The organism is Streptomyces sp. NPDC107550, from assembly GCF_055639095.1.
Genome location: NZ_JBVKBC010000009.1, coordinates 26,906 through 53,130 on the forward strand (window position 1 = coordinate 26,906; position 26,225 = coordinate 53,130).

Sequence of the window (26,225 nt, forward strand, 5' to 3'; positions counted from 1 at the left end):
GTGGGTGGCTCCGGCCGGTGGGGATCCTCGACTTTCGTCGTGGCTGGTCGCGCAGTTCCCCGCGCCCCTTCGGTGCGCACTTCGTGCGCTACCTCTATCGGGGAAGGCTGGGGCGAAGCCCCGCCTTCAGGGGCGCGGGGAACTGCGCGACCAGCCCGCCACCGGCCGAAAGATGACCACCCACCTCAGGGGGCAGCGCCCCATCAGGGGCGCGGGGAACTGCGCAACGTTCAGGGCAGCGGGCCTCGGCCGGAGAACTCCTCAGGGGCGCGGGGAACTGCGCGATCAGCCCGTTACCGGCCTAAAGATGACCACCCGCCCCAAGCGGCAGCGCCCGCGCTTAGGGTTGGGGGGTGAGTGATGTTGCTGAGGTTTTGTGGGCGGGGCTCGGGGGCGACCCGGGACGACCGCTGGTCACGTACTACGACGACGCCACCGGCGAACGCGTCGAACTGTCCGTCACCACGTTTCGGAACTGGGTCGCCAAAACGGCCAACCTGCTCCAGGGCGACCTGAACGCCCAGCCGGGCGACCGCCTCGCCCTGCTGCTGCCGGCGCACTGGCAGACGACGGTCTGGCTGGCGGCCTGCCACAGCGTGGGCGTCCTCGCCGACGTGCAGGGCGACCCGGCCGCCGCCGACCTCGTGGTGAGCGGCCCGGACACCCTGGAGGAGGCCCGCGCCTGCTCCGGCGACCGCGTCGCACTGGCGCTGCGCCCCCTGGGCGGCCGGTTCCCGCAGCCGCCCGAGGGCTTCGTGGACTACGCCGTCGAGGTCCCCGCCCAGGGCGACCGCTTCGCTCCGTTCGCCCCGGTGGACCCGGACGAGCCCGCGCTGGCCGTCGCCGGCACGGAACTGACGGGCGCCCAGATCGTGGAGCGGGCCCGCGCCGACGCGCCGGAGCTCGGGCTGGCCGCGCCGGGAGACCGCCTCCTGTCGGGCCTGGCGTTCGACACCTGGCGGGGGCTCGCCGCCGGGCTCTACGCCCCGCTGACGAGCGGCGGCTCCGTCGTGCTGTGCCGCAATCTCGACCGCTTGGACGCCGACGCCCTCGCCCGCCGCGTCGACGCCGAGCGCGTCACGGCGAGCGTCCGCTGAGGCCCCGTACGCCCTGACGGGCCCCCTGAACGACCCGTTCGGCGCAACTCCCCCGGCCGCGCGCCGCGTGACGGTCCATGGTCGTAGCGACGCCACTTTTCCGTCGCCATGAGGGGGACCCGCCCGTGACCGACTCCGCCGCCACGCCTTCGGAGCCCGGAGGCGGCGCCCCGCACGGGCCGGGCGCCGGGGCGTCCCCCACCGGCGCGGGCCGTACGCGGCGCAGGCGCAGGCGGCGGTTCGGCTGCGCGGCGCTCGGCGTGGCGCTCGCGGTGCTGGTGGCGGGCGGGGCGGGCTGGGCGCTGTACGCGAAGCTCGAAGGGAACATCACCGCGGACACCGACGCGGCCGCCGAACTGTCCCGCTACGAGAAGGAACGCCCCACGGTCCTCGTCGGCGGCGCGCAGAACCTGCTGCTCATCGGCTCCGACTCGCGCGCCGGGGCCAATGGCCGGTACGGGCGCAACGACGGCACCCAGCGCTCCGACACGACGATCCTGCTGCATGTGGCGGCCGACCGCAGAAGCGCCACGGCCGTCTCCTTCCCCCGGGACCTGATGGTCGACGTACCGGCGTGCGGGATGCGCGGCGGCCGGCAGACCGAGCCGATGTTCGCCATGTTCAACTACGCGTTCGAGGTGGGCGGTTCGGCCTGCACGATCCGTACGGTCGAGAAGATGACGGGCGTCCGGATCGACCATCACATGGTCGTCGACTTCGCCGGGTTCAAGAACATGGTGGACGCGGTCGACGGCGTCGAGGTCTGCCTCGACAGGGCGATCGACGACAAGGACGCGCATCTGAAGCTGTCCGCGGGGCGGCATCTGCTCGACGGCGAGCAGGCGCTCGGTTACGTCCGGGCCCGCAAGACGCTCGGCAACGGCAGCGACACCGACCGGATGGACCGCCAGCAGCGCTTCCTCGGCGCGCTCGCCACGAAGATCGAGAGCGGTCAGGTGCTGCTCAACCCGGCCAAGCTCTATCCGCTGCTTGACGCGGCCACCTCGTCCCTGACCACCGACCCGGGCCTGGCGAGCCTGCGCGGCCTGTACGACCTCGCGCGCGGGATGCGGAACATCCCCTCGGACCGCCTCCAGTTCCTGACAGTCCCGCGCGAGTCGTACGTGTACGACGCCAACCGCGACCAGCTCGTCCAGCCCGCCGCCGACCGTCTCTTCACCCGGCTCCGTGAGGACGCCCCCGTCGCCGTCACCAAGAACACGCCCGCGGACGTCCTCGCCGAGCGGGAGCGCGCGGGGAGCGAGGGGAGCGCGGAGGGAGGCGATGGGAAGGGCCCGGGGGCGCCCGGCGCGGCCTTCGCGAGCCCCTCCCCCGCGCCCACGTTCCGCGGCAGTACGGCCCGTCAGTCCGCCTGCGGGTAAAGCCCAGGTCATCCGGGGGCACCAAGGCCAAAAGATATGCGCCGGATTGCCCAGTTGTAGGGAAGTGGAATTTGTCACCGCCGTCGCTAGGCGCTGAACTGGGCGGATAGTGTGAGCGATCCGGTGCACCCGGCCATGTCCCAGGGCGAGGTCGCGCACTGCTTATCGAAGACCGGGCGCCCGCTTGAGGGGGGTGTGGCGCCGCGTGGCCCCGACGGAGGACTCAGACAACCGTGGACGCGCAAGGCCGTGGGCGGGCTGACCATGTCGACCCCGCAGACCAGTGGGTGCTCAACCCCGAGACCGGCGACTACGAACTGCGACTGACCCCTTCCTCTGGGCAGTCGCCGGTGCCCGAGCCGCGTGCCTCGCGCCGCCGCCCGCCGCAGCAGGAGCCGCGCGAGCGGCGGGAGCGTGAGGTGCCCTCGCAGCGCAGGCGGCGCGAGCCCGCCGAGTCGCAGCGCGCCGCGGCCGGCCGGCGCCGCTCGCGTCCGAAGAAGCAGTCCAAGGCGAAGAAGATCCTCGGCTGGACGGCGGGCGGCACCGCGTTCGTCATCCTGGCCGCCGCCGGCGGGCTGTACTTCTACTACGAGCATCTGAACGGGAACCTGACGGTCACCGACACCCCTGAGGCCAAGGACGGCTTCAGCAAGGACGAGGCGTTCAACATCCTCGTCATCGGCACCGACAAGCGCACCGGCAAGGGCAACGAGGGCTACGGCGACAAGGGCAGCGTCGGCCACGCCGACACCAATGTGCTGCTGCACGTCTCCAAGGACCGCACCAACGCGACGGTGCTGTCCATCCCCCGCGACCTGATCGTGGACGTGCCGGACTGCGAGGTCGACGGGAAGGTGATCCCCGGCTCGCAGAAGGTGCGGTTCAACACCAGTCTCGGGCAGGACGGCCGGGACCCCGGCTGCACGATGAAGACCGTCAAGGCGGTCACCGGGATCACCGTCGACCACTTCATGATGGCCGACTTCAACGCGGTCAAGACGCTCTCCAGCGCGGTCGGCGGCGTCGAGGTCTGCGTCGCCAAGAACGTCGACGACCCCGACTCGCATCTGAAACTGGACGCGGGCAAGCACAATCTGGCGGGCGAGGACGCGCTCGCGTTCCTGCGCACCCGGCACAGCTTCGGCAACCAGGGCGACCTGGACCGGATCAAGGTGCAGCAGCAGTTCCTCGGGTCGCTGGCCCGCAAGATGAGTTCGAGCGACACGCTGACCAACCCGCGCAAGCTCACCAGTCTCGCGGAGGCCGCCACCAAGGCGCTCACCGTCGACCAGGGCATCGGCAGCCTGACGGCCCTCAAGGACGTCGCCCTCGAGATCAAGAAGGTGCCGCCGAAGAACCTGTCGTTCGTGACGACGCCCGTCATCGACAACCCGGCGGAGAAGGTGCACGCGACGGTCGTCGTCGACCAGACGCGCGCCCCGCAGGTCTTCAACGCCATCAAGGGCGATGTCTCGCTGACGGCGACGAAGAAGAAGGCGCAGGCGCAGGCGAAGGCGGCCGACGCGGCGAAGCTCAAGGGCAAGCGGTCCACGCCCGGCGACGTGCGCGTCGACATCTACAACGGCGGCGCGCCCCCCGGCTCGGCGAGCACGACGCTGACCTGGCTGCAGAACCAGCAGCAGGTCCTCAAGTCCAGCCAGTTGGGCAACGCGCCGAAGAACCAGAAGAAGACGACCCTGGAGTACGCGCCCGACCAGGCCGACCAGGCGCGCGCGCTGGCCGACATCATGGGGCTGCCCGGCTCGGCGCTCAAGCCGGGCAAGAGCGAGAAGAACGACCAGGGACTGCCGGCGATGATCCTCGTCCTCGGCGCCGACTTCCAGGGCCCGGGGACGCCCTTGGACAGCACCAACGCGAAGGCGCCGGACGTGGACAAGACGACGGCGGACAAAACTGTGTGCGCCAAGTGACCAACCTCGGCCGCCCTCTGACTGTCTCACCACACGACAGCGGGGCGGCCGAGTCATGGCCGTGGGGCGGGGAGGGTGGGGCAGGACATGGGGAGAACCGGTGTGCGCAAAGAGCGCTCACGGCCGGCCGGGCACGCGCACGGCGTGCCGCGGGCCGGCGACACGGGGCATGAGGAAGCACCGTACGGAAAGGATTCCGCACCGGGGTCCGGGCCGGGGCGGGGCGGCACGGACGCGGACGGCCGGCCGGGGCACGGGCGGCGCAGGCGCACCGGCGGCAGACCGCGCAGGCGCCGCCGCCGGATACTGCGCTGGGCGGCGCTCTCGGTCGCGGTGCTCGTCGTCGGCACGGCCGGCGCCGGCTATCTCTACTACCGGCACCTCAACAGCAACATCACGACGGACAAGCTGAACCTCGGCGAGCACAAGGTCGCCAAGCCCACGCCGAACGCGGCCGGCCAGACCCCGCTGAACATCCTCGTGATCGGCTCGGACAGCCGTAACTCCAAGGCCAATCTGAAGCTCGGCGGGGCCAAGGCGAGCGTGGGGGCGCCGCCGCTCGCGGACGTGCAGATGCTGGTGCACCTGTCGGCGGACCGCAGCAACATGTCGGTGGTCAGCATGCCCCGTGACACGCTCGCCCCGCTGCCCAAGTGCACCGACCCGAAGACCGGCCGGGTGTACGAGGCGACGGTCTCGCGGCGCATGGTCAACGAGTCGCTGGGGCGCGGCGGCCCCGGCTGCACGGTCGCCCTGTGGGAGCAGATGACCGGCGTCTCGATCGACCACTTCATGATGGTCGACTTCTCGGGCGTCGTGTCGATGGCGGACGCGGTCGGCGGCGTCCCGGTCTGCGTCGACGCCAACGTGTACTCGCGCAACAGCCGGGGCGAGGGCTCGGGCCTGCGGCTGAAGAAGGGCACCACGTACGTCAAGGGCAAGAAGGCCCTCCAGTGGCTGCGCACCCGGCACGGCTTCGAGGACGGCAGCGACATCGCGCGCGCCAAGGCCCAGCACATGTACATGAGCGCGATGGTGCGTGAGCTGCGCAAGAACGCCACGTTCACGCACCCCAACCGGCTGCGCATGCTCGCCGAGGAGGCCACGCGCGCCCTGCACGTGGACGACGGCCTCGACACCGTCAAGAAGCTGTACGACCTGAGCAACGAGTTGAAGCAGCCCGAGCCCGACCGCATCACGATGACGACGATGCCGTTCGTGTACGTGGGTGCCCGCGTCGCCCCCAAGGAGGGTGCCGCGCAGGCGCTGTGGCGGCTGATCCGCGACGACGTACCGCTCGACGGCAAGGGCCGCAAGAAGCCGGCCGCCGAGTCCTCCGCCGATCCGGCCTCGCCCGACGACAAGATCGCGGTGCAGGTCCGCAACGGCACGCGGACGGCGACGACGGCCCCGGTGCCCGGCCGGGCCCGGCAGGTCGCGCAGACCCTCACCGGCGAGGGCTTCACGCAGGCGGTCGCCGACCAGGCGCAGGCGCAGGGCGAGGAGCACACGGTGATCCGCTATCCGTCGGCCGATCTGAAGGGTGACGCGCTGGCCGTCGCCAAGGCGCTCGGGGTGCCGGCCGGTGCGGTGAAGAAGTCGACGCAGGTGTCCGGGGTGACCCTCGTCGTCGGCGCCGACTGGCGCACCGGCACGCGCTATCCGAAGGGCGCGGCCGATGACGGCGCGGACAAGGCGCTCGACAAGGAGCAGACGCAGAACGGCGCGGACGACACCGCCTGCATGAAGGTCGAGCCCGGCTACCGGTGGTAGCGGCGGCAGCGGGCGCGGGGGTGTGAACTCCCGCGCCCGGCGCGCTACTTGGCGGCGAGGGCCGCGGGGCGGCGGGAGGCGATGACCCGCTTCGCCAGGGACTTCGGGCTGGTGAGGAAGCCCCAGCCCCACGACATGTGCATGGTGGCGAGGGCGACGGGGATCTGCGCGCGGGCCCGGAGTCCGAGCCCCTTGCCGGCCGGCACCGAGCCCGCGACGATCGCCGCGAGATAGCCGCCGGGGACGACGAAGCCCCAGGGGGTGAGCGCGGCGCCGACGACGAGTCCGGCGGCGATGGCGCACACGGCGGCCGGCGGGGCGAGGTAGCGCAGATTGATCGAGCCGGCGTGGTAGCGGGCGACGACGTGCCGCCAGCGGCCGTAGTTGCGGTACTGCTTCGCCAGCTCCCGCACGCTCGGCCGGGGCCGGTAGGAGACCTTCAGCTCCGGCGAGAACCAGATCAGGCCGCCGGACTCGCGGATGCGGAAGTTCAGCTCCCAGTCCTGGGCGCGGATGAACTCCTCGTTGTAGCCGCCGAGCCGCTCCAGGACCTCGCGGCGGAAGACGCCCAGGTAGACCGTCTCGGCCTGCTGCGCCTCGCCGCCGGTGTGGAACGCCGCGTTGCCCACGCCGATCTTGGAGGTCATCGCGGCGGCGACGGCCTCCTCCCACGCGTTGGTGCCCTGGGCGTGCATGATGCCGCCGACGTTCATCGCGCCGGTCTCCTCAAGGAGGCGCACCGCGGTGGCGATGTACCCGGCGGAGAGCGCGGCGTGGCCGTCGACGCGGACGACGACGGGGTGCCGGGACGCCTTGATGGCGGCGTTCAGCGCGGCGGGCGTGCGGCCGGTCGGGTTCGGCACGGTGTGCACGCGCGGGTGCTCGGCGGCGAGCAGCGCGGCGATCTCGTCCGTGCGGTCGCTGGAGGGGCCGAGGGCGAGCACGACCTCCATCTCGCCGTCGTACTCCTGCGCGAGGATCGCTTCGACGGCCTCGCGCAGATGCCGCTCCTCGTTGAGGATGGGCATGATCACGGAGACGGCCGGGAGCGGTTCGGCGGTGTTGGCGTTGGCGTTCATCGCGGGTCACGTTACCGCTAATGGGGGACACGGTCGCGCGCCGCCCGGGTCGCTACCGCGGAGTGGAGATCGTATCGGCCTACGGTGCTCACGATCCCACGCCGGCCCGCTTCCGCGGAGGTGTCCCCCGTGCCCGCACCGCCCCGCTCCCCCGCCCCACCGCCGCGTCCCCAGCGTCCCCGGGGGCCCGGGCCGAACCCCTCGCCGGGGCGCGGGCCGCGCCGGCGCAGGCCGCGCTGGGCCATGCGGCTCGCCACGACCCTGTCGGTGACCGTGCTGGCCGCCGCGGGCATCGGGCACGCCCTCGTCAGCGGCCTGGACAGCGGCATCGACCGCATCGACCTGTTCAAGGACATGAAGAACCGGCCGGCCGCCGGCCACGGCATGAACGTACTGCTCGTCGGCACCGACGGCCGGGACCGGATCAGCCCCGAGGAGAAGCGCGCGTACCGGCTCGGCGGGGCGCCCTGCCACTGCACGGACACGATCATGATCGTGCACATCTCCGCCGACCACGACCGCGCCTCGGTGGTCTCCGTGCCCCGGGACTCGTACGCGATGCTGCCCGAGCACACCGACCGCAACAGCGGCGAGAAGCACCGCGCGCACCCCGTGAAGATCAACGCGGCGTACGCGGAGGGCGGGCCGGCGCTGACGCTGCGGACGGTCGAGGACATGACGCACGTCAAGATCGACCACTATCTGGAGGTCGACTTCACGAGCTTCATGAAGACGGTCGACGTGCTCGGCGGGGTCGAGGTGTGCACCGCGCGCCCCCTGAAGGACTCCTACACCGGGCTCGACCTCGGCCCCGGCAGGCACCGCCTCAATGGCGGGCAGGCTCTGCAGTATGTACGGGCCCGGCACACCGACGGCGAGGGCGACCTGGGCCGGATGCAGCGCCAGCAGCGGTTCATGGCCTCGCTCATCGCCGAGACGACGAAGTCGGGGGTGCTGCTGAACCCGGTGCGGTTCCGGGAGGTGGCGCGCTCCCTGCTCAGTTCCGTACGGGCGGACAAGGGGTTCGGGACGGATCAGATGGTGGAGCTGGCGCGGGCGATGCGCGGGTTCTCGCCGTCGTCGTCGGAGTTCACGACCGTGCCGCTCGGGAACGTCAGCTACCCCGTGCCCGGGATCGGCTCGACCGTGAAGTGGGACGAGGACAAGTCCCGCAAGCTGTTCGACGCGCTGCGCGAGGACAAGCCGCTGGCCCCGCCGCCGGCGCGGGCGGCGGGCGCGGGGCCCCACAAGAAGCCGGCGGCGGTCGTGGACGTGGCGCCGGAGCAGATCCAGGTGCAGGTCGAGAACGGGACGCCTACGGCGGGGCTCGGGCGGCAGGCGGACGCGGCGCTGCGCGGTACGGGGTTCCGTACGACGGGGGTGCCGGTGAACGCGGCGGGGCGGGGGGTCGAGCGGACCGTCGTGCTGTACGACCCCCGGTGGGACCGGTCGGCGGCGTCCGTGCGGGCTGCGCTGCCGTATGCGCAGATGCGGGCCGTGCCGGGGCGTGGGCCGCTCATGAAGGTGGTCGCCGGGGCGGACTGGAAGGGGGTCGAGGCGGTTCGCGCGGAGTCGCCTCGGGCGGCGGGGGCGTACGGTGCGGTAACTGGCGGCGAGGTCTCTTGCGGCCCGTCTTCCTGACCTCCGCGCCAGTTCCCCAGAGTGCCGGTTGCATCGTGGCTGGTCGCGCAGTTCCCCGCGCCCCTTACGGGGCTGTCAGCGCCGGTGACTCTTAGGCGCCGCCCGCCCCCGCCTTGGGCAATCTGCCGCCTGGGGCGGCAGGGTGGGCAAGGCGGCACCCCAGCGCCGGGTGCGAACACGTTGTGCCTCGGGTGCAGCCCCGGTGGGGCTTCTCGCGCAGTTCCCCGCGCCCCTTACGGGGCTGGCCTCGCCGCCAACACCCAGCCCCTCCGGCGATTGAGGAGCGGGGGCTGGGGCGGAGCCCCAGAGTGCCGGGTGCGTCGTGGCTGAGCGCGCAGTTCCCCGCGCCCCTGACGGGGCTGGTCTGAGCGCCAGCCGGGCCCTTCGGGCTAGCCGATGTCGGGGGGGTCTACTCGTAGGCGGATCGGGGTTGTCGTGCCCCGGGCCATACGGGACGCCTGCGCCAGCTTGAGCGCATGGGCCAGCGCCGCCCCACTCCCCGGCGGCACCCGAATAAGCGCCCGCTCCCACCGCTCCCCCACCGGCGGCCCCCCAGGCCGCCGCGAACCCCCCACCCCCGCGTCAGCCACCGGCACCGGCCCCAACACCTCCGCGTCGGACGGCAGTTCCACCGCCCCGAGGAACCCGGAGACCGCCTCCGGCACCCCACTGACCGCCGCCATCCGGGACACCGGTGGAAACCCCAGTTCGGCCCGGTCCGCCAGCTCCCGCACCGCATGCCCGACCGGATCCCACCGCACGAGCGCCTGTACGGGCCGCAGCGTCGGCTCGGCCATGACGACGACGGTCCCCCCGCGCTCCTGGGGCCGGACGAGGGCGGCCGCCGCGATCCAGCGCCGCAGCGCGTCCTCGCCGGCGCGCAGATCGGGCCGCCCGAGCATCGCCCACCCGTCGAGGAGCAGCGCCGCCGCGTACCCGCCCTCCGCCACCGGTTCCGCCCCCGGCGTGCTGACCACGAGCGCCGGATCGCCGGGCACGGTGTCGAGGACCTGCTCGCGCCCTGAGGTCCGTACCGGCACGGCGGGAAACGCCCGCCCCAATTCCTCCGCGGTGCGCCGCGCGCCGACGACCTGCGCCCGCAGCCGCACGCCCCCGCACTCCGCGCACACCCAGTGCGGCTCGTCGCGCCCGCACCACCCGCACGCCAGCTCCCCCGCCGCCTGCCGCGCCTCCAGCGGGCCCGCGCAGTGCCGGCAGCGCGCCGGTTCACGGCAGCGCTGGCACGCGAGCCGGGGCACGTACCCCCGCCGGGGCACCTGCACGAGCACCGGCCCCTCCCGCAGCGCCGTCCGCGCGACCTCCCACGCGATGCTCGGCAGCCGCGCGGCGCGGGCCGCCTCGTCCCGCGCGACATCCAGGTCACCGACGGTCCGCACCAGGGGCGCGACGCGGCGCACGACCTCGCGGGGGGCGGCGACGGCCCCGGCCCAGCCGCTGCGCACGAGCTGCGCCGCCTCGACCGTGCACCCCCAACCGCCGAGCAGGAACGCGCACTTGTCCCGGGTGGCCCGCAGTTCCAGCACCTCGCGGACGTGCGGGAAGGGCGCGTGGTCGTCGCTGTGATGGGCGTCCCCGTCGTCCCAGACGACGACGAGCCCGAGGTCCCGTACGGGCGCGAACATCGCGGCCCGCGTCCCGACCACGGCCCGCACCGCGCCGCGCCGCACGGCGAGCCACTCCTCGTAGCGCCGCTGCTGCCCCGCGTCCGCCGTGAGCAGCGCGTGCTGGCCGGGCCCGAGGACCGCGCCGAGCGCCTGATCGACGCGGGCGGCGAGCCGTACCGTAGGCACGACGACGAGCGCGCCGCGCCCGGCCGCGAGGGTCGCGCGGACGGCGAGGGCGATCTCGGTGGCCCACTCGGGGCCCGGCAGTGCCGTCCACACGGCACGCGGGGCGCCCCCGGAGGCGAGGGAGGCCAGCAGGTCGGGGCCCCGCTCGTAGCGCTGCCAGGAGCCCGGCGCGGGCGCGGAGGGCGCCGGGGGCGGGGCGGGGAACTCGCGGGCCTCGGCCTGCGCGTGCCGCGGCGGCACGGCCAGTTGCAGGACGTCCGCGAGGCTGCCCGCGTACCGGTCGGCGACGGCCCGCGTCAGGCCGAGCAGTTCGGGGTCGAGGACGGGCTCGGGCGACACGACCTGGGCGAGCGCGGCCAGCGGCCCCTGGTACTCGGCCTCGGCGACGCGCTCGATGAGGAACCCGTCGATCAGGCCGCCGCCCTCCCGGCGCCCGTCCCGCACGTTCTTGCTGCCGGCGCCGAAGCGGACCCGGACGCGGACGCCAGGACGCGCGGTCTCGTCCAGCTCCTTGGGCACCGCGTACTCGAAGTACCGGTCGAGGTGGAGCACTCCCTTGTCGACGAGCACGCGCGCGACCGGCAGGTGCTCCGCGAGCGGCGCCCCGCGCCAGGTCCGCGGCTTCGCCTTCGGCTTCTTGGCCCGGCGCACGCTCTCCCGGATCAGCGCAAGCTGCTCCGGCTCGCCGGCGGCCGGCGGCTCGGGGGTGTCGTTCTCGCTGCTCACACGTGCATTCCTACCAGAGCGCTCTGACATCGCCCGGCGCCCGCCGAAGCCCGGCCCGGCAGGCACACAGGGGAAGCCCGAGGCAGAACCGAACGCCCGCACCCGCCAAGGCCCAGCCCCCAAAGGCCGGACCGGACGCCCGCACCCGTCAAAGCCCAGCCCCCGCGCAGACGACCAGCCACCCTCCCCCACCAAAGCCCCCGGGCAGGACCGAAACACCCGAACGCGCCGAAGCCCGGCCCCCACACGGAGGACCGGGCTTCGCGGAGACCAGAAAGGCTAGAGCCCCGCGGCCTTGCGCAGCGCGTCCACGCGGTCCGTCTTCTCCCAGGTGAAGTCGGGCAGCGCACGCCCGAAGTGACCGTAGGCGGCCGTCTGGGCGTAGATCGGGCGCAGCAGGTCGAGGTCGCGGATGATGGCGGCCGGGCGCAGGTCGAAGACCTCGGCGATGGCCGTCTCGATCTTGTCGGTGTCGACCGTGTTGGTGCCGAAGGTCTCGACGAAGAGACCGACGGGCTCGGCCTTGCCGATCGCGTACGCGACCTGGACCTCGCAGCGGGCGGCGAGCCCGGCCGCGACGACGTTCTTGGCGACCCAGCGCATGGCGTAGGCGGCCGAACGGTCCACCTTGGACGGGTCCTTGCCGGAGAAGGCGCCGCCGCCGTGGCGGGCGTAGCCGCCGTACGTGTCGATGATGATCTTGCGGCCGGTGAGCCCTGCGTCACCCATCGGGCCGCCGATCTCGAAGCGGCCGGTCGGGTTCACCAGCAGGCGGTAGCCGTCCGTCTCCAGCTTGATGCCGTCCTCGACGAGCGCCTTCAGCTCGGGCTCGACGACGAACTCACGGATGTCGGGGGCGAGCAGCGAGTCCAGGTCGATGTCGCTGGCGTGCTGCGAGGAGACGACGACCGTGTCCAGGCGGACCGCCTTGTCGCCGTCGTACTCGATGGTGACCTGGGTCTTGCCGTCGGGGCGCAGGTAGGGGATCGTCCCGTTCTTGCGGACCTCGGACAGGCGGCGCGACAGGCGGTGCGCGAGGTGGATCGGGAGCGGCATCAGCTCCGGCGTCTCGTCGCACGCGTAGCCGAACATCAGGCCCTGGTCGCCGGCGCCCTGCTTGTCCAGCTCGTCGTCGTCGCCCTCGACGCGCTTCTCGTACGCCGTGTCGACGCCCTGCGCGATGTCGGGGCTCTGCGACCCGATGGAGACCGAGACGCCGCAGGACGCGCCGTCGAAGCCCTTCTTCGAGGAGTCGTAGCCGATGTCGAGGATCTTGTCGCGGACCAGGGACGGGATGTCCGCGTAGGCCTTGGTGGTGACCTCGCCGGCCACGTGCACGAGGCCGGTGGTGATCAGCGTCTCGACGGCGACACGGGACGTGGGGTCCTCGCGGAGCAGCGCGTCGAGAATGGTGTCGCTGATCTGGTCAGCGATCTTGTCGGGGTGACCCTCGGTGACGGACTCCGAGGTGAACAGGCGACGGGACACAACGCTCCCTGTGGTTGCAGCGGCTGCTGGCTGATCATTGACGGACGGTACGGGAGCTGCGCCCGTGGACGTCCGAGAACAGTTTATCGGTCGTGCTCGGCGGTCGGACCACGCGTCTCGCCAAGTGGGAGCGCTGTGACCTGCGACACCGCATTCTGCGATACGACGATCGTTCTTCGGAAGAGTACCGGGCGCCCGAAATTCCCGTGTTTCCGGGGTTTCAACGCGCCAGGAGGGGCGTACGCGGATTTTCCCCGCGCGCGCCGCCCCGGGCGCGTTGCCCCCGGGTTCGGCCGGATCTCACCGTGTCGCGTCGCCGGGCAGCCTGCGGGCGACCTCGTCCCAGATCCGGTCGGCGAGCGCCTCCTTGGGCCCGTACGGTACGGGCGTCTCGGCGCCGTCCGCGCCGAGGATGACCGCCTCGTTCTCCTCGGCGCCGAACGTCTTGCGCTCCCCCACCTCGTTGACGACGAGCAGGTCACAGCCCTTGCGGGCGAGCTTCTTGCGGCCGTTGGCGAGGACGTCGTCGGTCTCGGCGGCGAAGCCCACGACGACCTGTCCCGCGCGGGCCCGCCGGGCGGAGACCTCGGCCAGGATGTCCGGGTTGCGGACGAGGGCGATGGGCGCGGGCTCCTCGCCGTCCTTCTTCTTGATCTTGCCGGTGGCGTAGGTCTCGGGCCGGAAATCGGCCACGGCCGCGGCCATCACCACGGCGTCGGCGTCGGCGGCGGCCTCGATGACCGCCTCACGCAACTGGAGGGCGGTGCCGACGGGCACCACGTCGACGCCCGCCGGGTCGGGCAGTGCCGCGTTGGCCGAGAGGAGGGTGACGCGGGCACCGCGCGCGGCGGCGGTGGCGGCGAGCGCGTACCCCTGCTTGCCGGAGGAGCGGTTGCCGAGGAAGCGGACCGGGTCGAGGGGTTCGCGGGTGCCGCCGGCGCTGACGACGACGTGCCGCCCGGCGAGGTCCTGGGCCGCGTCGCCCCGGGCGAGGACACGCCGTGCGTACGCGAAGATCTCGGCCGGGTCCGGGAAGCGGCCCTTGCCGGTGTCCACGCCGGTGAGACGGCCCACGGCGGGCTCGATGACATGGGCGCCGCGGCGGCGCAGCGTCGCCACGTTCTCCTGGGTGGCCGGGTGCTCCCACATCTCGGTGTGCATGGCGGGCGCGAAGACGACCGGGCAGCGGGCGGTGAGCAGGGTGTTGGTCAGCAGGTCGTCGGCGAGGCCGTGGGCGGCCTTGGCGAGCATGTCGGCGGTGGCCGGGGCGACGACGACGAGGTCGGCGTGCTGGCCGATGCGCACGTGCGGCACCTCGTGCACGCTGTCCCAGACCTCGGTGGAGACCGGGTTGCCGGAGAGCGCGGACCAGGTGGCGGCGCCGACGAAGTGGAGCGCGGAGTCGGTGGGGACGACGCGGACGTCGTGCCCGGACTCGGTCAGCCGGCGCAGCAGTTCGCACGCCTTGTAGGCCGCGATGCCGCCGCTGACCCCCAGGACGATCTTGGGCTTGTCCACTCTCGGTGCCTCCCCGCACTCGGTTACGTAACCCCTCCATGACACACCACAGGCCCGGCAGATGCGCTGCCGGGCCTGGGATGACGTCGAGAATGAGGCGTTACTGCGCGGGGCCCTCGATGGCCTCGGACGTCAGCAGGCCCGCGTTGATCTCGCGGAGGGCGATCGAGAGCGGCTTCTCGTGGACGTGGGTGTCCACCAGCGGACCGACGTACTCGAGCAGGCCCTCACCGAGCTGCGAGTAGTACGCGTTGATCTGGCGCGCGCGCTTGGCGGCGTAGATGACCAGGCTGTACTTCGAGTCGGTGGCCTCAAGCAGCTCATCAATCGGCGGGTTGATGATGCCCTCGGGCGCGGTGATGGAAGAGGACACTCTCTGCCTTCCGATGGGGGCCGGGACCGGGGTCCCGACTGGGGTAAAGATCAAAGAACCTTCATCAAGGCTAGCAGCTCGCGGGCCACGTCCTCGACGGAGGTGTTGACCAGGGTCGTGTCGAACTCGGACTCCGCGGCCAGCTCGACCTTGGCGGCCTGGAGCCGGCGCTCGATGACGTCGGGCGCCTCGGTGCCCCGGCCGGTCAGCCTGCGGACCAGTTCGTCCCAGCTCGGCGGCGCGAGGAAGACGAGCTGCGCGTCGGGCATCGACTCGCGGACCAGGCGGGCGCCCTGCAGGTCGATCTCCAGGAGCACCGGCTCGCCCGCTTCGAGGCGGTCGAGGACGGCGCGGCGGGGCGTGCCGTAGCGGTTGCCCGCGAACTCGGCCCACTCCAGCAGCTCGCCGTTGGCGATCAGCTTGTCCATCTCCTCGTCGGTGACGAAGAAGTACTGGACACCGTCCTTCTCGCCGGGGCGCGGCTTGCGGGTCGTCGCCGACACCGAGAGCCAGACCTCGGGGTGCTCGTTGCGCATATGAGCGACGACCGTGCTCTTGCCGACCCCGGAGGGGCCGGAGAGCACGGTCAGCCGCGGACGTACGTCCGGGGGCTCGGGGGTCGTCCCCCGGGATGTTGCAGCCATGCGGCGATTATTCCAGTTGTTCCGCAGTGGCGGGACCAGCCCCGGAGCCGGTCCCGGTCACTCAGGCGCCGGTGCTGCCGAACTCGCGCTCCAGGGAGGCGATCTGGTTGGAGCCGAGACCGCGCACCCGGCGGGATTCGGAGATCCCGAGGCGCTCCATGATCTGCTTGGCGCGCACCTTGCCCACGCCGGGGAGGGACTCGAGCAGGGCGGAGACCTTCATCTTGCCGATGACGTCGTTCTTCTGGCCCTGCTGGATGACCTCGTGGAGGGAGGCGCCGGAGTGCTTGAGTCGATTCTTGACCTCGGCCCGCTCCCGGCGAGCCGCGGCGGCCTTTTCGAGCGCGGCTGCGCGCTGTTCAGGGGTAAGGGGCGGAAGAGCCACGCCTACGTCACCTCGGATGTCGAACTGTCGGATACGGACCGGTGAGGAACCTGGTCGCCCCTCACCTGGGGAGCAACGAGCGACTTGCCTGCCCGTTCTCCCCCACCGCCTGGACGGAGGTGGGAGCGGCCCCCACTGGTCGGAGACTAGCGGCCTGAGCCCTCTGAGTCAGCGAGAACAGACGAAAAGTCCTGGTCAGCCTTGGTAGACGCGGACATAAAGGACATAACGACGCCGAAATCGGTCCGGATACGGGCGCGCGGCCGAAGGTCGGCACGCCGTGCCACCTCCGACCGCGCCCGCGCGGGGTCCCGGGCGCCCCTCAGCGCGCCCCCGCCACGGCCTCGCGCACCTCGTCCGCGAAGCGCGCCGCCGCGTCCTTGAGCGCGCCGGCGGACGGACCCGCCTGGAGGACCGCGCGGCTCACGTTCGGTACGACGTTGCGGGCCGCGGCGCCGAAGACGCGGGGCAGATCCGCGGCCGTCGCGCCCTGCGCCCCGATGCCGGGCGCGAGAAGCGGACCGTTGACGTCCAGCTCGTACGAGGAGAGGTCCCCGAGCGTGGCCCCGACGACCGCGCCGAACGAGCCGAGGGGGCTCGCGCCCGCGTTCTCCTCGGCGAGCCGGGCCAGCATGGTCGCGCCCACGTCCCGCCCGTCTGCGCGCACCGCGTGCTGCACCTCGCCGCCCTCCGGGTTGGAGGTGAGGGCGAGCACGAAGAGGCCGGCGCCCGACTCGCGCGCGAGGTCGACGGCGGGCTTGAGCGAGCCGTAGCCGAGGTAGGGCGAGACGGTCAGCGCGTCGCTGAACAGGGGCGCCCCGGGTCGCAGGTACGTCTCGGCGTACGCGGCCATGGTCGAGCCGATGTCGCCGCGCTTGGCGTCCATGACGACGAGGGTGCCCGCGGCGCGCAGCTCGGCCACGGCGCTCTCCAGGACGGCGATGCCGCGCGAGCCGAACCGCTCGAAGAACGCCATCTGGGGCTTGACCACGGCGACCGTGTCGGCCAGCGCCTCGACGCAGGTGCGCGTGAAGGTCTCCAGGCCCGCGATGTCGTCGTCCAGGCCCCAGGAGGCGAGGAGGGCGGCGTGCGGGTCGATGCCGACGCAGAGCGGGCCGCGCTCGTCCATGACGCGGCGCAGACGGGCGCCGAAGGGCTCGGGGGCGTTCATGCGGCGGCCTTCTTCACGTCGGCGCCGACGGCGTCGGCGAGGGTGGGGTACGGGGAGTTGTTCAGGCGGGCGGCGAGGCCCTTGTGGATCGCGCGGGCGTAGCAGGGGCCCTCGTAGATGAAGGCCGAGTAGCCCTGGATGAGGGTGGCGCCCGCGAGGATGCGCTGCCAGGCGTCCTCGGCGTTCTCGATGCCGCCGACGCCCACGAGGGTGATCCGGTCGCCCACGCGCGCGTAGAGGCGCCGCAGGACCTCAAGAGAGCGCTCCTTGAGGGGCGCGCCGGACAGGCCGCCGGTCTCCTCGACGACGGAGCCCCGGGTCGTCAGGCCCGCGCGGGAGATCGTGGTGTTGGTGGCGATGATGCCGTCCAGGTCCAGCTCGACGGCGAGGTCGGCGACGGCGTCGATGTCCTCGTCCGCGAGGTCGGGCGCGATCTTCACCAGGAGCGGCACGCGGCGGGAGCGGACGGTGCGGTCGGCGGCCTCGCGCACGGCGGTCAGCAGGGGGCGCAGCGCCTCGGTGGCCTGGAGGTTGCGCAGGCCGGGGGTGTTGGGCGAGGAGACGTTGACGACGAGGTAGTCGGCGAACGCGGCGAGGCGCTCGGTGGACTTCACGTAGTCGGCGACGGCCTCCGCCTCGGGGACGACCTTGGTCTTGCCGATGTTGACGCCGACGGTGGTCCTGAAGGCGGGCGTACGGGAGGCGAGGCGCGCGGCGACGGCGAGCGAGCCCTCGTTGTTGAAGCCCATGCGGTTGATCAGGGCGCGGTCCGGGACCAGCCGGAACAGGCGCTTCTTGGGGTTGCCGGGCTGCGGTTCGCCGGTGACGGTGCCGATCTCGATGTGGTCGAAGCCGAGCATGGCCATGCCGTCGATGGCGACGGCGTTCTTGTCGAAGCCGGCGGCGAGGCCGAAGGGGCCGTGCATGCGCAGGCCCAGCGCCTCGGTGCGCAGCTCCTTGTAGCGGGGCGCGAGGACGGCGGCGACGAAGGTGCGCAGGACGGGGGTGCGGGCGGCGAGCCGGATCCAGCGGAAGGCCAGGTAGTGGGCCTTCTCGGGGTCCATGCGCGTGAAGACGAGGCGGAAGAACAGCTTGTACATGGGCTCGGTTCCTTGGGGCTCGGTTCCTTGGGGCGCGGGGGACGGTCGCATGAAGAGGGGGACACCGCGGCCGGTGTCCCCCTCTTGCGGCTGCTAGTCGCGGGCCGCGGTCAAGTGCTCCGCGTGTTCCTGGAGCGAGCGGACGCCGACGTCGCCGTGGGTGAGGGCGTCGATGCCCTGGACGGCGGCGGCGAGCGCCTGGACCGTCGTCAGGCAGGGCACGGACCGGGCGACGGCCGCGGTGCGGATCTCGTAGCCGTCGAGCCGGCCGCCGGTGCCGTAGGGGGTGTTGACGATGAGGTCGACCTCGCCGTCGTGGATGAGCTGGACGATGGTCTTCTCACCGGCCGGCCCCTCGCCCTCGGACTGCTTGCGCACGACCGTGGCGTTGATGCCGTTGCGCTTGAGGACCTCGGCGGTGCCGGAGGTGGCGAGCAGCTCGAAGCCGTGCGCGACCAGCTCGCGGGCCGGGAAGATCATCGAGCGCTTGTCCCGGTTGGCGACCGAGATGAAGGCGCGGCCCGAGGTGGGCAGCGGCCCGTAGGCGCCGGCCTGCGATTTGGCGTAGGCCGTGCCGAAGACCGTGTCGATGCCCATGACCTCGCCGGTGGAGCGCATCTCCGGGCCGAGGACCGTGTCGACGCCGCGGCCGTGGATGTCGCGGAAGCGCGACCACGGCATGACGGCCTCCTTGACGGAGATCGGCGCGTCCATCGGGAGCGTGCCGCCGTCGCCGGTCTTCGGGAGCAGGCCCTCGGCGCGCAGCTCGGCGACGGTGGCGCCGAGCGAGATGCGGGCGGCGGCCTTCGCCAGCGGCACCGCGGTCGCCTTCGAGGTGAAGGGGACGGTGCGCGAGGCGCGCGGGTTGGCTTCGAGGACGTACAGGATGTCCCCGGCCATGGCGAACTGGATGTTGATCAGGCCGCGGACGCCGACGCCCTTGGCGATGGCCTGGGTGGAGGCGCGCAGGCGCTTGATGTCGTAGCCGCCGAGGGTGATCGGGGGCAGGGCGCACGCCGAGTCGCCGGAGTGGATGCCGGCCTCCTCGATGTGCTCCATGACGCCGCCGAGGTACAGCTCCTCGCCGTCGTACAGGGCGTCGACGTCGATCTCGATGGCGTCGTCGAGGAAGCGGTCCACGAGGACCGGCCGCGAGGGGCTGATCTCGGTGGACTCCTCGATGTACGTCGACAGCCGGGCCTCGTCGTAGACGATCTCCATCCCGCGTCCGCCGAGCACGTACGACGGACGTACGAGGACCGGGTAGCCAATCTCGTCGGCGATGGCCTTGGCCTCGGCGAAGGTGGTGGCCGTGCCGTGCTTGGGCGCGGGCAGGCCGGCCTCGGCGAGGACGCGGCCGAAGGCGCCGCGGTCCTCGGCGGCGTGGATGGCCTCGGGCGGGGTGCCGACGACGGGCACGCCGTTGTCCTTGAGCGCCTGCGAAAGACCCAGCGGGGTCTGGCCGCCGAGCTGGACGACGACGCCCGCGATCGGGCCGGCGAGGGACTCGGCGTGGACGATCTCAAGCACGTCTTCGAGCGTCAGCGGCTCGAAGTACAGGCGGTCGGAGGTGTCGTAGTCGGTGGAGACGGTCTCCGGGTTGCAGTTGACCATCACGGTCTCGTAGCCGGCGTCGCTGAGGGCGAAGGAGGCGTGGACGCAGGAGTAGTCGAACTCGATGCCCTGGCCGATGCGGTTCGGGCCGGAGCCGAGGATGATCACGGCGGGCTTCTCGCGCGGCGCGACCTCGGACTCCTCGTCGTAGGACGAGTAGAAGTACGGGGTCTTCGCGGCGAACTCGGCGGCGCAGGTGTCGACCGTCTTGTAGACCGGGCGCACTCCGAGCGCGTGCCGGACCTCGCGTACGACGTCCTCGCGCAGCCCCCGGATCTCGGCGATCTGGTGGTCGGAGAAGCCGTGCCGCTTGGCCTCGGCGAGCAGCTCGCGGGTCAGCTCGGGCGCGGCGGCCAGCTCGTCGGCGGTCTCCTTGATGAGGAAGAGCTGGTCGACGAACCAGGGGTCGATCTTCGTGTACGCGAAGACCTCCTCGGGCGTGGCGCCCGCGCGGATGGCCGCCATGACGGTGTTGATGCGGCCGTCGGTGGGGCGGACCGATTCTTCGAGCAGGGCGGTCTTGTCGCCGGGCTCGCCGACGAAGGTGAACTGCGAGCCCTTCTTCTCCAGGGAGCGCAGGGCCTTCTGGAACGCCTCGGTGAAGTTGCGGCCGATGGCCATGGCCTCGCCGACCGACTTCATGGTGGTGGTCAGCGTCGAGTCGGCGCTCGGGAACTTCTCGAACGCGAAGCGCGGGGCCTTGACGACCACGTAGTCGAGCGTGGGCTCGAAGGACGCGGGCGTCTTCTCCGTGATGTCGTTGGGGATCTCGTCCAGCGTGTAGCCGACGGCCAGCTTGGCGGCGATCTTGGCGATCGGGAAGCCGGTGGCCTTGGAGGCGAGCGCGGAGGAGCGCGAGACGCGCGGGTTCATCTCGATGACGATGATCCGGCCGTCCTCGGGGTTCACCGCGAACTGGATGTTGCAGCCGCCGGTGTCGACGCCGACCTCGCGGATGATGGCGATGCCGATGTCGCGCAGCCGCTGGTACTCGCGGTCGGTGAGCGTCATCGCCGGGGCGACGGTGATCGAGTCGCCGGTGTGCACGCCCATCGGGTCGAAGTTCTCGATGGAGCAGACGACCACGACGTTGTCGTTCTTGTCGCGCATCAGCTCAAGCTCGTACTCCTTCCAGCCGAGGATGGACTCCTCCAGGAGCACCTCGGTGGTCGGGGAGAGCGTGAGGCCCTGTCCGGCGATGCGGCGCAGTTCCTCCTCGTCGTGCGCGAAGCCGGAGCCTGCGCCGCCCATGGTGAAGGAGGGGCGCACGACGACGGGGTAGCCGCCGAGCGTGTCGACGCCCTTGAGGACGTCGTCCATGGAGTGGCAGATGACCGAGCGGGCGGACTCGCCGTGCCCGATCTTCTTGCGGACCTCCTCGACGACGTCCTTGAAGAGGTCGCGGTCCTCGCCCTTGTTGATCGCCTCGACGTTGGCGCCGATCAGCTCGACGCCGTACTTCTCGAGGACGCCCTGCTCGTGCATGGAGATCGCGGTGTTGAGCGCGGTCTGTCCGCCGAGGGTCGGCAGCAGCGCGTCGGGGCGCTCCTTGGCGATGATCTTCTCGACGAACTCGGGCGTGATCGGCTCGACGTACGTGGCGTCGGCGATCTCCGGGTCGGTCATGATCGTCGCCGGGTTGGAGTTCACGAGGATGACCCGCAGGCCCTCGGACTTCAGCACGCGGCACGCCTGGGTGCCGGAGTAGTCGAACTCGGCGGCCTGGCCGATGACGATCGGGCCGGAGCCGATGACCAGGACGGACTGGATATCGGTGCGCTTAGGCACGCTCGGCCTCCATGAGGGTCACGAAGCGGTCGAAGAGGTACGCGGCGTCATGCGGGCCTGCGGCAGCCTCGGGGTGGTACTGGACGGAGAAGCCCGGCTGGTCGAGAAGGTGGAGCCCCTCCACGACGTTGTCGTTCAGGCAGACGTGGGAGACCTCGGCTCGGCCGAAGGGCGTCTCGCTGACCTTGTCGAGCGGCGCGTCCACGGCGAAGCCGTGGTTGTGCGCGGTGACCTCGACCTTGCCGGTCGTGCGGTCCTGGACAGGCTGGTTGATCCCGCGGTGGCCGTACTTCAGCTTGTACGTGCCGAAGCCGAGGGCGCGGCCGAGGATCTGGTTGCCGAAGCAGATGCCGAACAGGGGCGTCTTGCGCTCCAGGACGGCGGTCATCAGCGCGACGGGGCCTTCGGCGGTGGCGGGGTCGCCGGGGCCGTTGGAGAAGAACACGCCGTCGGGGCCGACCGCGTACACGTCGTCGGCGGTGGCGGTCGCGGGCAGGACGTGCACCTCGATGCCGCGCTCGGCCATGCGGTGCGGGGTCATGCCCTTGATGCCGAGGTCGATGGCGGCGACGGTGAACTTCTTCTCGCCGACCGCGGGGACGACGTACGCCTCCTTGGTGGCGACCTCTTCGTACAGGCTCAGGCCCTTCATGGCGGGCTGCGCCTGGACGCGCGCGATCAGCTCGGCGTCGGCGGCCAGCGCCTCGCCGGAGAAGATGCCGGAGCGCATGGAGCCGCGCTCGCGCAGGTGGCGGGTGAGGGCGCGGGTGTCGATGCCGGAGATCCCGACGATGTCCTGGGCGACCAGCTCGTCGTCGAGGGAGCGCTTGGCGCGCCAGTTGGAGGGGATGCGGGCGGGGTCACGCACGACGTAGCCGGAGACCCAGATGCGGGCCGACTCGTCGTCCTCGTCGTTCCAGCCGGTGTTGCCGATCTGGGGGGCGGTGGCGACCACGATCTGGCGGTCGTACGACGGGTCGGTCAGGGTCTCCTGGTAGCCGGTCATGCCGGTGGAGAACACGGCCTCGCCGAAGGTCTCCCCCACGGCCCCGTAGGCGCGGCCGCGGAAGATGCGGCCGTCCTCCAGGACGAGTACGGCGGGAGCGGGCGTCGCTCCCCGGGTGGAGGTCGTCATCGTGCGGTGCCTTCCGTCGTGTTGGTCATGTCGTTGAGTGCGGTGACCCAGCCGGCCTGGTCGGCGGCATGGTCGAGGCGGAACCCGGAGTCGATCTCCTTGTCGCCGTGGGCCCAGGTGACGATCAGCAGACCGCCCTCCGTGAGCACCTTTCCGGCGATGCCCTTGTCGAGCCGGGCCCCGCGCAGGGCGGCGGCCGGGACGAAGAAGTCGCGCGCGCCGGGGCGCGTGACGTCGAGGCCCGCGTCCGTGAGGGTCAGCTCGGCCCGGCTGCGGGTGCCGAGGCCGTGCGCGACGATCCGGTCGAGCCACTGCCCCGCGCTGGTGGAGCCGTGGTAGCGGCCGCTCGCCTCCAGTGTCGCCGGGCCGGGCTCGGCGGGCGCGTCGGGCAGCGGGGGCAGATCGCCCTGGAGCGTGCCGCGCCACTTCCAGCCCTGGCGCATCAGCCAGTACAGGAGGGTGATGAACAGCAGCAGTCCGACGATCCAGCCGATCCGGTCGGGCCAGTCGGTCACGTCCGCCGACTTCTGTGCGGCGGCGAGGGTGAGAGGTGAGGTCACGCGAGCTTCCCGTCGGCGAGGGTGGCCTTGCCCCGCAGCCAGGTGTGGGTGACGCGCCCCGGCAGCTCACGGCCCTCGTAGGGGGTGTTGCGGCTGCGGGAGGCGAAGCCCGCGGGGTCCACCGCTCCACGGTAGTCGGCGTCGAGCAGGACGAGGTTCGCGGGCTCACCTGCCGAGACGGGGCGTCCGTGGCCGCGGGCCCGGCCGATCTCGGCGGGCTTGACGGACATGCGGTCGGCGACGCCGGCCCAGTCGAGCAGGCCCGTCTCCACCATCGTCTGCTGGACGACGGAGAGCGCGGTCTCCAGGCCCACCATGCCCATGGCGGCGGCGGCCCACTCGCAGTCCTTGTCCTCGTGCGGGTGCGGGGCGTGGTCGGTGGCGACGATGTCGATCGTGCCGTCGGCGAGCGCCTCGCGCAGCGCCATGACGTCCTTCTCGGTGCGCAGCGGCGGGTTCACCTTGTAGACCGGGTTGTACGTGCGCACCAGCTCGTCGGTGAGGAGCAGGTGGTGCGGGGTGACCTCGGCGGTGACGTCGATGCCGCGGGACTTGGCCCAGCGCACGATCTCCACCGAGCCGGCGGTCGACAGGTGGCAGATGTGCACGCGGGAGCCGACGTGCTCGGCGAGCAGCACGTCACGGGCGATGATCGACTCCTCGGCGACGGCGGGCCAGCCGCCGAGACCCAGTTCGGCGGAGACGGTGCCCTCGTTCATCTGGGCGCCCTCGGTGAGCCGGGGCTCCTGCGCGTGCTGGGCGACGACCCCGCCGAACGCCTTCACGTACTCCAGGGCGCGGCGCATGATCACGGCGTCGTGGACGCACTTGCCGTCGTCGGAGAAGACGGTGACGCCGGCGGCGGACTCGTGCATGGCGCCCAGCTCGGCGAGCTTGGCGCCCTCCAGGCCGACGGTGACGGCGCCGATGGGCTGCACGTCGCAGTAGCCGTGCTCCTGGCCGAGCCGGTAGACCTGCTCGACGACGCCGGCGGTGTCGGCGACGGGGAAGGTGTTGGCCATGGCGAACACGGCGGTGTAGCCGCCGGTGGCGGCGGCGCGGGTGCCGGTGAGGACGGTCTCGGAGTCCTCGCGGCCGGGCTCGCGCAGGTGGGTGTGGAGGTCCACGAGGCCCGGCAGGAGGATCTTGCCGCCGGCCTCGACGACCGTGTCGGCGCCGTCGGCGGACAGGCCCGTGCCGACCTCGGCGATGACGTCGCCGTCGATCAGGACGTCCTGCGGCTCGCCGCCGAGGACCTTCGCACCGCGGATCAGGGTCTTGCTCATGGTTACTTGGTCTCCTCGGTACGAGAGTGGGACACGGCCGGTTCGTTGCCGCCGAGCAGCAGGTAGAGGACGGCCATACGGGTGTGGACGCCGTTGGCGACCTGCTCGACGACCGTGCAGCGGTCGGAGTCGGCCACCTCGGCGGTGATCTCCATGCCGCGGACCATCGGGCCGGGGTGCATGACGATGGCGTGCTCGGGCATCTTCGCCATGCGCTCGCCGTCGAGGCCGTAGCGGCGGCTGTACTCGCGCTCGGTCGGGAAGAACGCGGCGTTCATCCGCTCCCGCTGGACGCGCAGCATCATCATGGCGTCGGTCTTGCCGAGCGTGGAGTCGAGGTCGTACGAGACCTCGCAGGGCCAGGACTCGACGCCGACGGGGAGCAGGGTGGGCGGCGCGACGAGGGTGACCTCGGCGCCGAGGGTGTGCAGCAGGTCCACGTTGGAGCGGGCGACGCGGCTGTGCAGGATGTCGCCGACGAGGGTGACGCGGGTGCCGTCGAGGCCCTTGCCGAGCCCGGCGTCCCGGCCGACGAGGCGGCGGCGCATGGTGAACGCGTCGAGCAGCGCCTGCGTCGGGTGCTGGTGGGTGCCGTCGCCCGCGTTGATGACGGGGGCGTCGATCCAGCCGGAGGTGGCGAGCCGGTAGGGCGCGCCGGAGGCTCCGTGGCGGATGACGACGGCGTCGACGCCCATGGCCTCCAGGGTCTGCGCGGTGTCCTTCAGGGACTCGCCCTTGGAGACGCTGGAGCCCTTGGCGGCGAAGTTGATGACGTCGGCGGACAGCCGCTTCTCCGCGGCCTCGAAGGAGATCCGGGTGCGGGTGGAGTCCTCGAAGAAGAGGTTGCAGATGCTGCGGCCGCGCAGCGCGGGGAGTTTCTTGATCGGCCGGTCGGCTACGCGGGCCATCTCCTCGGCGGTGTCGAGGATGAGCACGGCGTCGTCGCGGGTGAGGTCGGCGGCCGAGATGAGGTGTCGCATCATCGGGGGTGCTCCGTAGGGAAGTTCAGGAGAAATCGGGGCATACGGGCGCGCGCGGGCACACCTGTGAGGCCGTACGGCGGGCGTACGGCGACGGGGGTGCTACTGCTCGGCCGCCTTGGGGTCCCGCTTGGCACCGAGCAGCACGGCGTCGCGGCCGTCCTCCTCGGCGAGCTGGACCTTGACCGCCTCCCGCAGCGACGTGGGGAGGTTCTTGCCGACGTAGTCGGCGCGGATCGGGAGTTCGCGGTGACCGCGGTCGACGAGGACCGCGAGCTGGACCGCACGGGGGCGCCCGATGTCGTTCAGGGCGTCGAGGGCGGCGCGGATGGTGCGCCCGGAGAACAGCACGTCGTCGACGAGGACGACGAGCCGGCCGTCGATGCCGTCACCGGGGATCTCGGTGCGGGCGAGGGCGCGCGGCGGGTGCATGCGCAGGTCGTCGCGGTACATCGTGATGTCGAGCGACCCTACGGGGATGGCGCGGCCGGTGATCTCTTCGAGCTTGGCGGCCAGCCGGCGGCCCAGGAAGACGCCGCGCGTCGGGATGCCCAGGAGCACGACGTCCTCGGCGCCCTTGGCGCGCTCGACGATCTCGTGGGCGATGCGGGTCAGTACCCGCGCGATGTCCGGGCCTTCGAGGACGGGACGGGCATCGGAGGGGGGCGCGCTCGGCGCGCTGTGCGTGTCCATACGAAACGGACCTCCTTCTCCGCCTCACGGGACGGACCTTAAAGGACGTC

At 72.1% G+C, this 26,225-nt stretch carries 20 protein-coding genes; 5 read left to right on the forward strand and 15 right to left on the reverse strand.

Annotated elements, in window-relative coordinates; translation table 11 throughout:
- The first annotated feature begins 353 nt into the window (after nt 1-353).
- The 4 genes from ACZ7LY_RS14925 (at nt 354) to ACZ7LY_RS14940 (ending at nt 6,183) form a co-directional block, all read left to right on the forward strand.
- Nucleotides 354-1,097: a TIGR03089 family protein gene (locus ACZ7LY_RS14925; RefSeq protein ID WP_471624986.1), complete on the forward strand. Its 744-nt coding sequence runs from the start codon at nt 354-356 to the stop codon at nt 1,095-1,097.
- A 125-nt stretch (nt 1,098-1,222) separates the two neighbouring features.
- Nucleotides 1,223-2,479, forward strand: coding sequence for an LCP family protein (locus tag ACZ7LY_RS14930; protein WP_471624987.1), 1,257 nt, complete (start codon nt 1,223-1,225; stop codon nt 2,477-2,479).
- A gap of 233 nt (nt 2,480-2,712) precedes the next feature.
- On the forward strand, nt 2,713-4,410 hold the full coding sequence (locus ACZ7LY_RS14935) for an LCP family protein (protein ID WP_471624988.1): 1,698 nt from the start codon (nt 2,713-2,715) through the stop codon (nt 4,408-4,410).
- 87 nt (nt 4,411-4,497) lie between these two features.
- Complete coding sequence (locus ACZ7LY_RS14940) at nt 4,498-6,183, forward strand: LCP family protein (protein WP_471624989.1); 1,686 nt, start codon at nt 4,498-4,500, stop codon at nt 6,181-6,183.
- A gap of 44 nt (nt 6,184-6,227) precedes the next feature.
- Here the strand turns inward: ACZ7LY_RS14940 and ACZ7LY_RS14945 are convergent, their stop codons facing one another.
- A complete protein-coding gene (locus ACZ7LY_RS14945) occupies nt 6,228-7,262 on the reverse strand; it encodes a glycosyltransferase family 2 protein (protein WP_471624990.1) in 1,035 nt (344 codons plus the stop codon).
- 129 nt (nt 7,263-7,391) lie between these two features.
- Here ACZ7LY_RS14945 and ACZ7LY_RS14950 point away from each other — a divergent pair, with 129 nt between their 5' ends.
- A complete protein-coding gene (locus ACZ7LY_RS14950) occupies nt 7,392-8,903 on the forward strand; it encodes an LCP family protein (RefSeq protein ID WP_471624991.1) in 1,512 nt (503 codons plus the stop codon).
- A 389-nt stretch (nt 8,904-9,292) separates the two neighbouring features.
- Here ACZ7LY_RS14950 and ACZ7LY_RS14955 read toward each other — a convergent pair whose 3' ends face one another.
- From ACZ7LY_RS14955 to pyrR, 14 genes are all read right to left on the reverse strand, one after another.
- Nucleotides 9,293-11,440, reverse strand: coding sequence for a primosomal protein N' (locus tag ACZ7LY_RS14955; protein ID WP_471624992.1), 2,148 nt, complete (start codon nt 11,438-11,440; stop codon nt 9,293-9,295).
- Between the two features lie 279 nt (nt 11,441-11,719).
- Nucleotides 11,720-12,928, reverse strand: coding sequence for a methionine adenosyltransferase (metK, locus tag ACZ7LY_RS14960; protein ID WP_471624993.1), 1,209 nt, complete (start codon nt 12,926-12,928; stop codon nt 11,720-11,722).
- A gap of 300 nt (nt 12,929-13,228) precedes the next feature.
- The gene (gene coaBC / locus ACZ7LY_RS14965) at nt 13,229-14,446 is read right to left on the reverse strand and encodes a bifunctional phosphopantothenoylcysteine decarboxylase/phosphopantothenate--cysteine ligase CoaBC (protein WP_471624994.1); all 1,218 of its coding nucleotides are present in this window, start codon (nt 14,444-14,446) and stop codon (nt 13,229-13,231) included.
- A gap of 100 nt (nt 14,447-14,546) precedes the next feature.
- Nucleotides 14,547-14,819: a DNA-directed RNA polymerase subunit omega gene (gene rpoZ / locus ACZ7LY_RS14970; protein ID WP_005319902.1), complete on the reverse strand. Its 273-nt coding sequence runs from the start codon at nt 14,817-14,819 to the stop codon at nt 14,547-14,549.
- 50 nt (nt 14,820-14,869) lie between these two features.
- Nucleotides 14,870-15,463: a guanylate kinase gene (gene gmk / locus ACZ7LY_RS14975; protein ID WP_471624995.1), complete on the reverse strand. Its 594-nt coding sequence runs from the start codon at nt 15,461-15,463 to the stop codon at nt 14,870-14,872.
- A gap of 61 nt (nt 15,464-15,524) precedes the next feature.
- Nucleotides 15,525-15,848: an integration host factor gene (locus ACZ7LY_RS14980; protein WP_438488987.1), complete on the reverse strand. Its 324-nt coding sequence runs from the start codon at nt 15,846-15,848 to the stop codon at nt 15,525-15,527.
- Nucleotides 15,849-16,170: 322 nt separating this feature from the next.
- Nucleotides 16,171-17,019 (reverse strand): orotidine-5'-phosphate decarboxylase, encoded by an 849-nt coding sequence (pyrF, locus tag ACZ7LY_RS14985; RefSeq protein ID WP_471624996.1) that lies wholly within the window; start codon nt 17,017-17,019, stop codon nt 16,171-16,173.
- Nucleotides 17,016-18,119 carry a quinone-dependent dihydroorotate dehydrogenase gene (locus tag ACZ7LY_RS14990; protein WP_471624997.1) on the reverse strand — a complete coding sequence of 368 codons (1,104 nt, stop codon included), beginning with the start codon at nt 18,117-18,119 and terminating at the stop codon, nt 17,016-17,018. Before ACZ7LY_RS14990 ends, pyrF begins: the two co-directional genes overlap by 4 nt.
- 93 nt (nt 18,120-18,212) lie before the next feature.
- Nucleotides 18,213-21,521, reverse strand: a complete 3,309-nt coding sequence (carB, locus tag ACZ7LY_RS14995) for a carbamoyl-phosphate synthase large subunit (protein WP_471624998.1) — start codon at nt 21,519-21,521, stop codon at nt 18,213-18,215.
- Complete coding sequence (gene carA, locus ACZ7LY_RS15000) at nt 21,514-22,656, reverse strand: glutamine-hydrolyzing carbamoyl-phosphate synthase small subunit (RefSeq protein WP_471624999.1); 1,143 nt, start codon at nt 22,654-22,656, stop codon at nt 21,514-21,516. The genes carB and carA overlap by 8 nt, the downstream gene beginning before the upstream one ends.
- The gene (locus tag ACZ7LY_RS15005; protein WP_471625000.1) at nt 22,653-23,216 is read right to left on the reverse strand and encodes a PH-like domain-containing protein; all 564 of its coding nucleotides are present in this window, start codon (nt 23,214-23,216) and stop codon (nt 22,653-22,655) included. Before ACZ7LY_RS15005 ends, carA begins: the two co-directional genes overlap by 4 nt.
- Nucleotides 23,213-24,502 (reverse strand): dihydroorotase, encoded by a 1,290-nt coding sequence (locus tag ACZ7LY_RS15010; RefSeq protein WP_471625001.1) that lies wholly within the window; start codon nt 24,500-24,502, stop codon nt 23,213-23,215. Before ACZ7LY_RS15010 ends, ACZ7LY_RS15005 begins: the two co-directional genes overlap by 4 nt.
- Before the next feature lie 2 nt (nt 24,503-24,504).
- A complete protein-coding gene (locus ACZ7LY_RS15015) occupies nt 24,505-25,485 on the reverse strand; it encodes an aspartate carbamoyltransferase catalytic subunit (protein ID WP_471625002.1) in 981 nt (326 codons plus the stop codon).
- Nucleotides 25,486-25,584: 99 nt separating this feature from the next.
- The gene (gene pyrR / locus ACZ7LY_RS15020) at nt 25,585-26,175 is read right to left on the reverse strand and encodes a bifunctional pyr operon transcriptional regulator/uracil phosphoribosyltransferase PyrR (RefSeq protein WP_471625003.1); all 591 of its coding nucleotides are present in this window, start codon (nt 26,173-26,175) and stop codon (nt 25,585-25,587) included.
- Between the last annotated feature and the right edge of the window lie 50 nt (nt 26,176-26,225).

Bases quoted from the DNA above. Each gene is read 5' to 3' on its own strand.
- ACZ7LY_RS14940 (WP_471624989.1), top strand. From the start codon at position 4,498: ATGGGGAGAACCGGTGTGCGCAAAGAGCGCTCACGGCCGGCCGGGCAC.
- ACZ7LY_RS14945 (WP_471624990.1), bottom strand. From the start codon at position 7,262: ATGAACGCCAACGCCAACACCGCCGAACCGCTCCCGGCCGTCTCCGTG.
- gmk (WP_471624995.1), bottom strand. From the start codon at position 15,463: ATGGCTGCAACATCCCGGGGGACGACCCCCGAGCCCCCGGACGTACGT.
- pyrF (WP_471624996.1), bottom strand. From the start codon at position 17,019: ATGAACGCCCCCGAGCCCTTCGGCGCCCGTCTGCGCCGCGTCATGGAC.
- ACZ7LY_RS14990 (WP_471624997.1), bottom strand. From the start codon at position 18,119: ATGTACAAGCTGTTCTTCCGCCTCGTCTTCACGCGCATGGACCCCGAG.
- carA (WP_471624999.1), bottom strand. From the start codon at position 22,656: ATGACGACCTCCACCCGGGGAGCGACGCCCGCTCCCGCCGTACTCGTC.
- ACZ7LY_RS15010 (WP_471625001.1), bottom strand. From the start codon at position 24,502: ATGAGCAAGACCCTGATCCGCGGTGCGAAGGTCCTCGGCGGCGAGCCG.
- ACZ7LY_RS15015 (WP_471625002.1), bottom strand. From the start codon at position 25,485: ATGATGCGACACCTCATCTCGGCCGCCGACCTCACCCGCGACGACGCC.
- pyrR (WP_471625003.1), bottom strand. From the start codon at position 26,175: ATGGACACGCACAGCGCGCCGAGCGCGCCCCCCTCCGATGCCCGTCCC.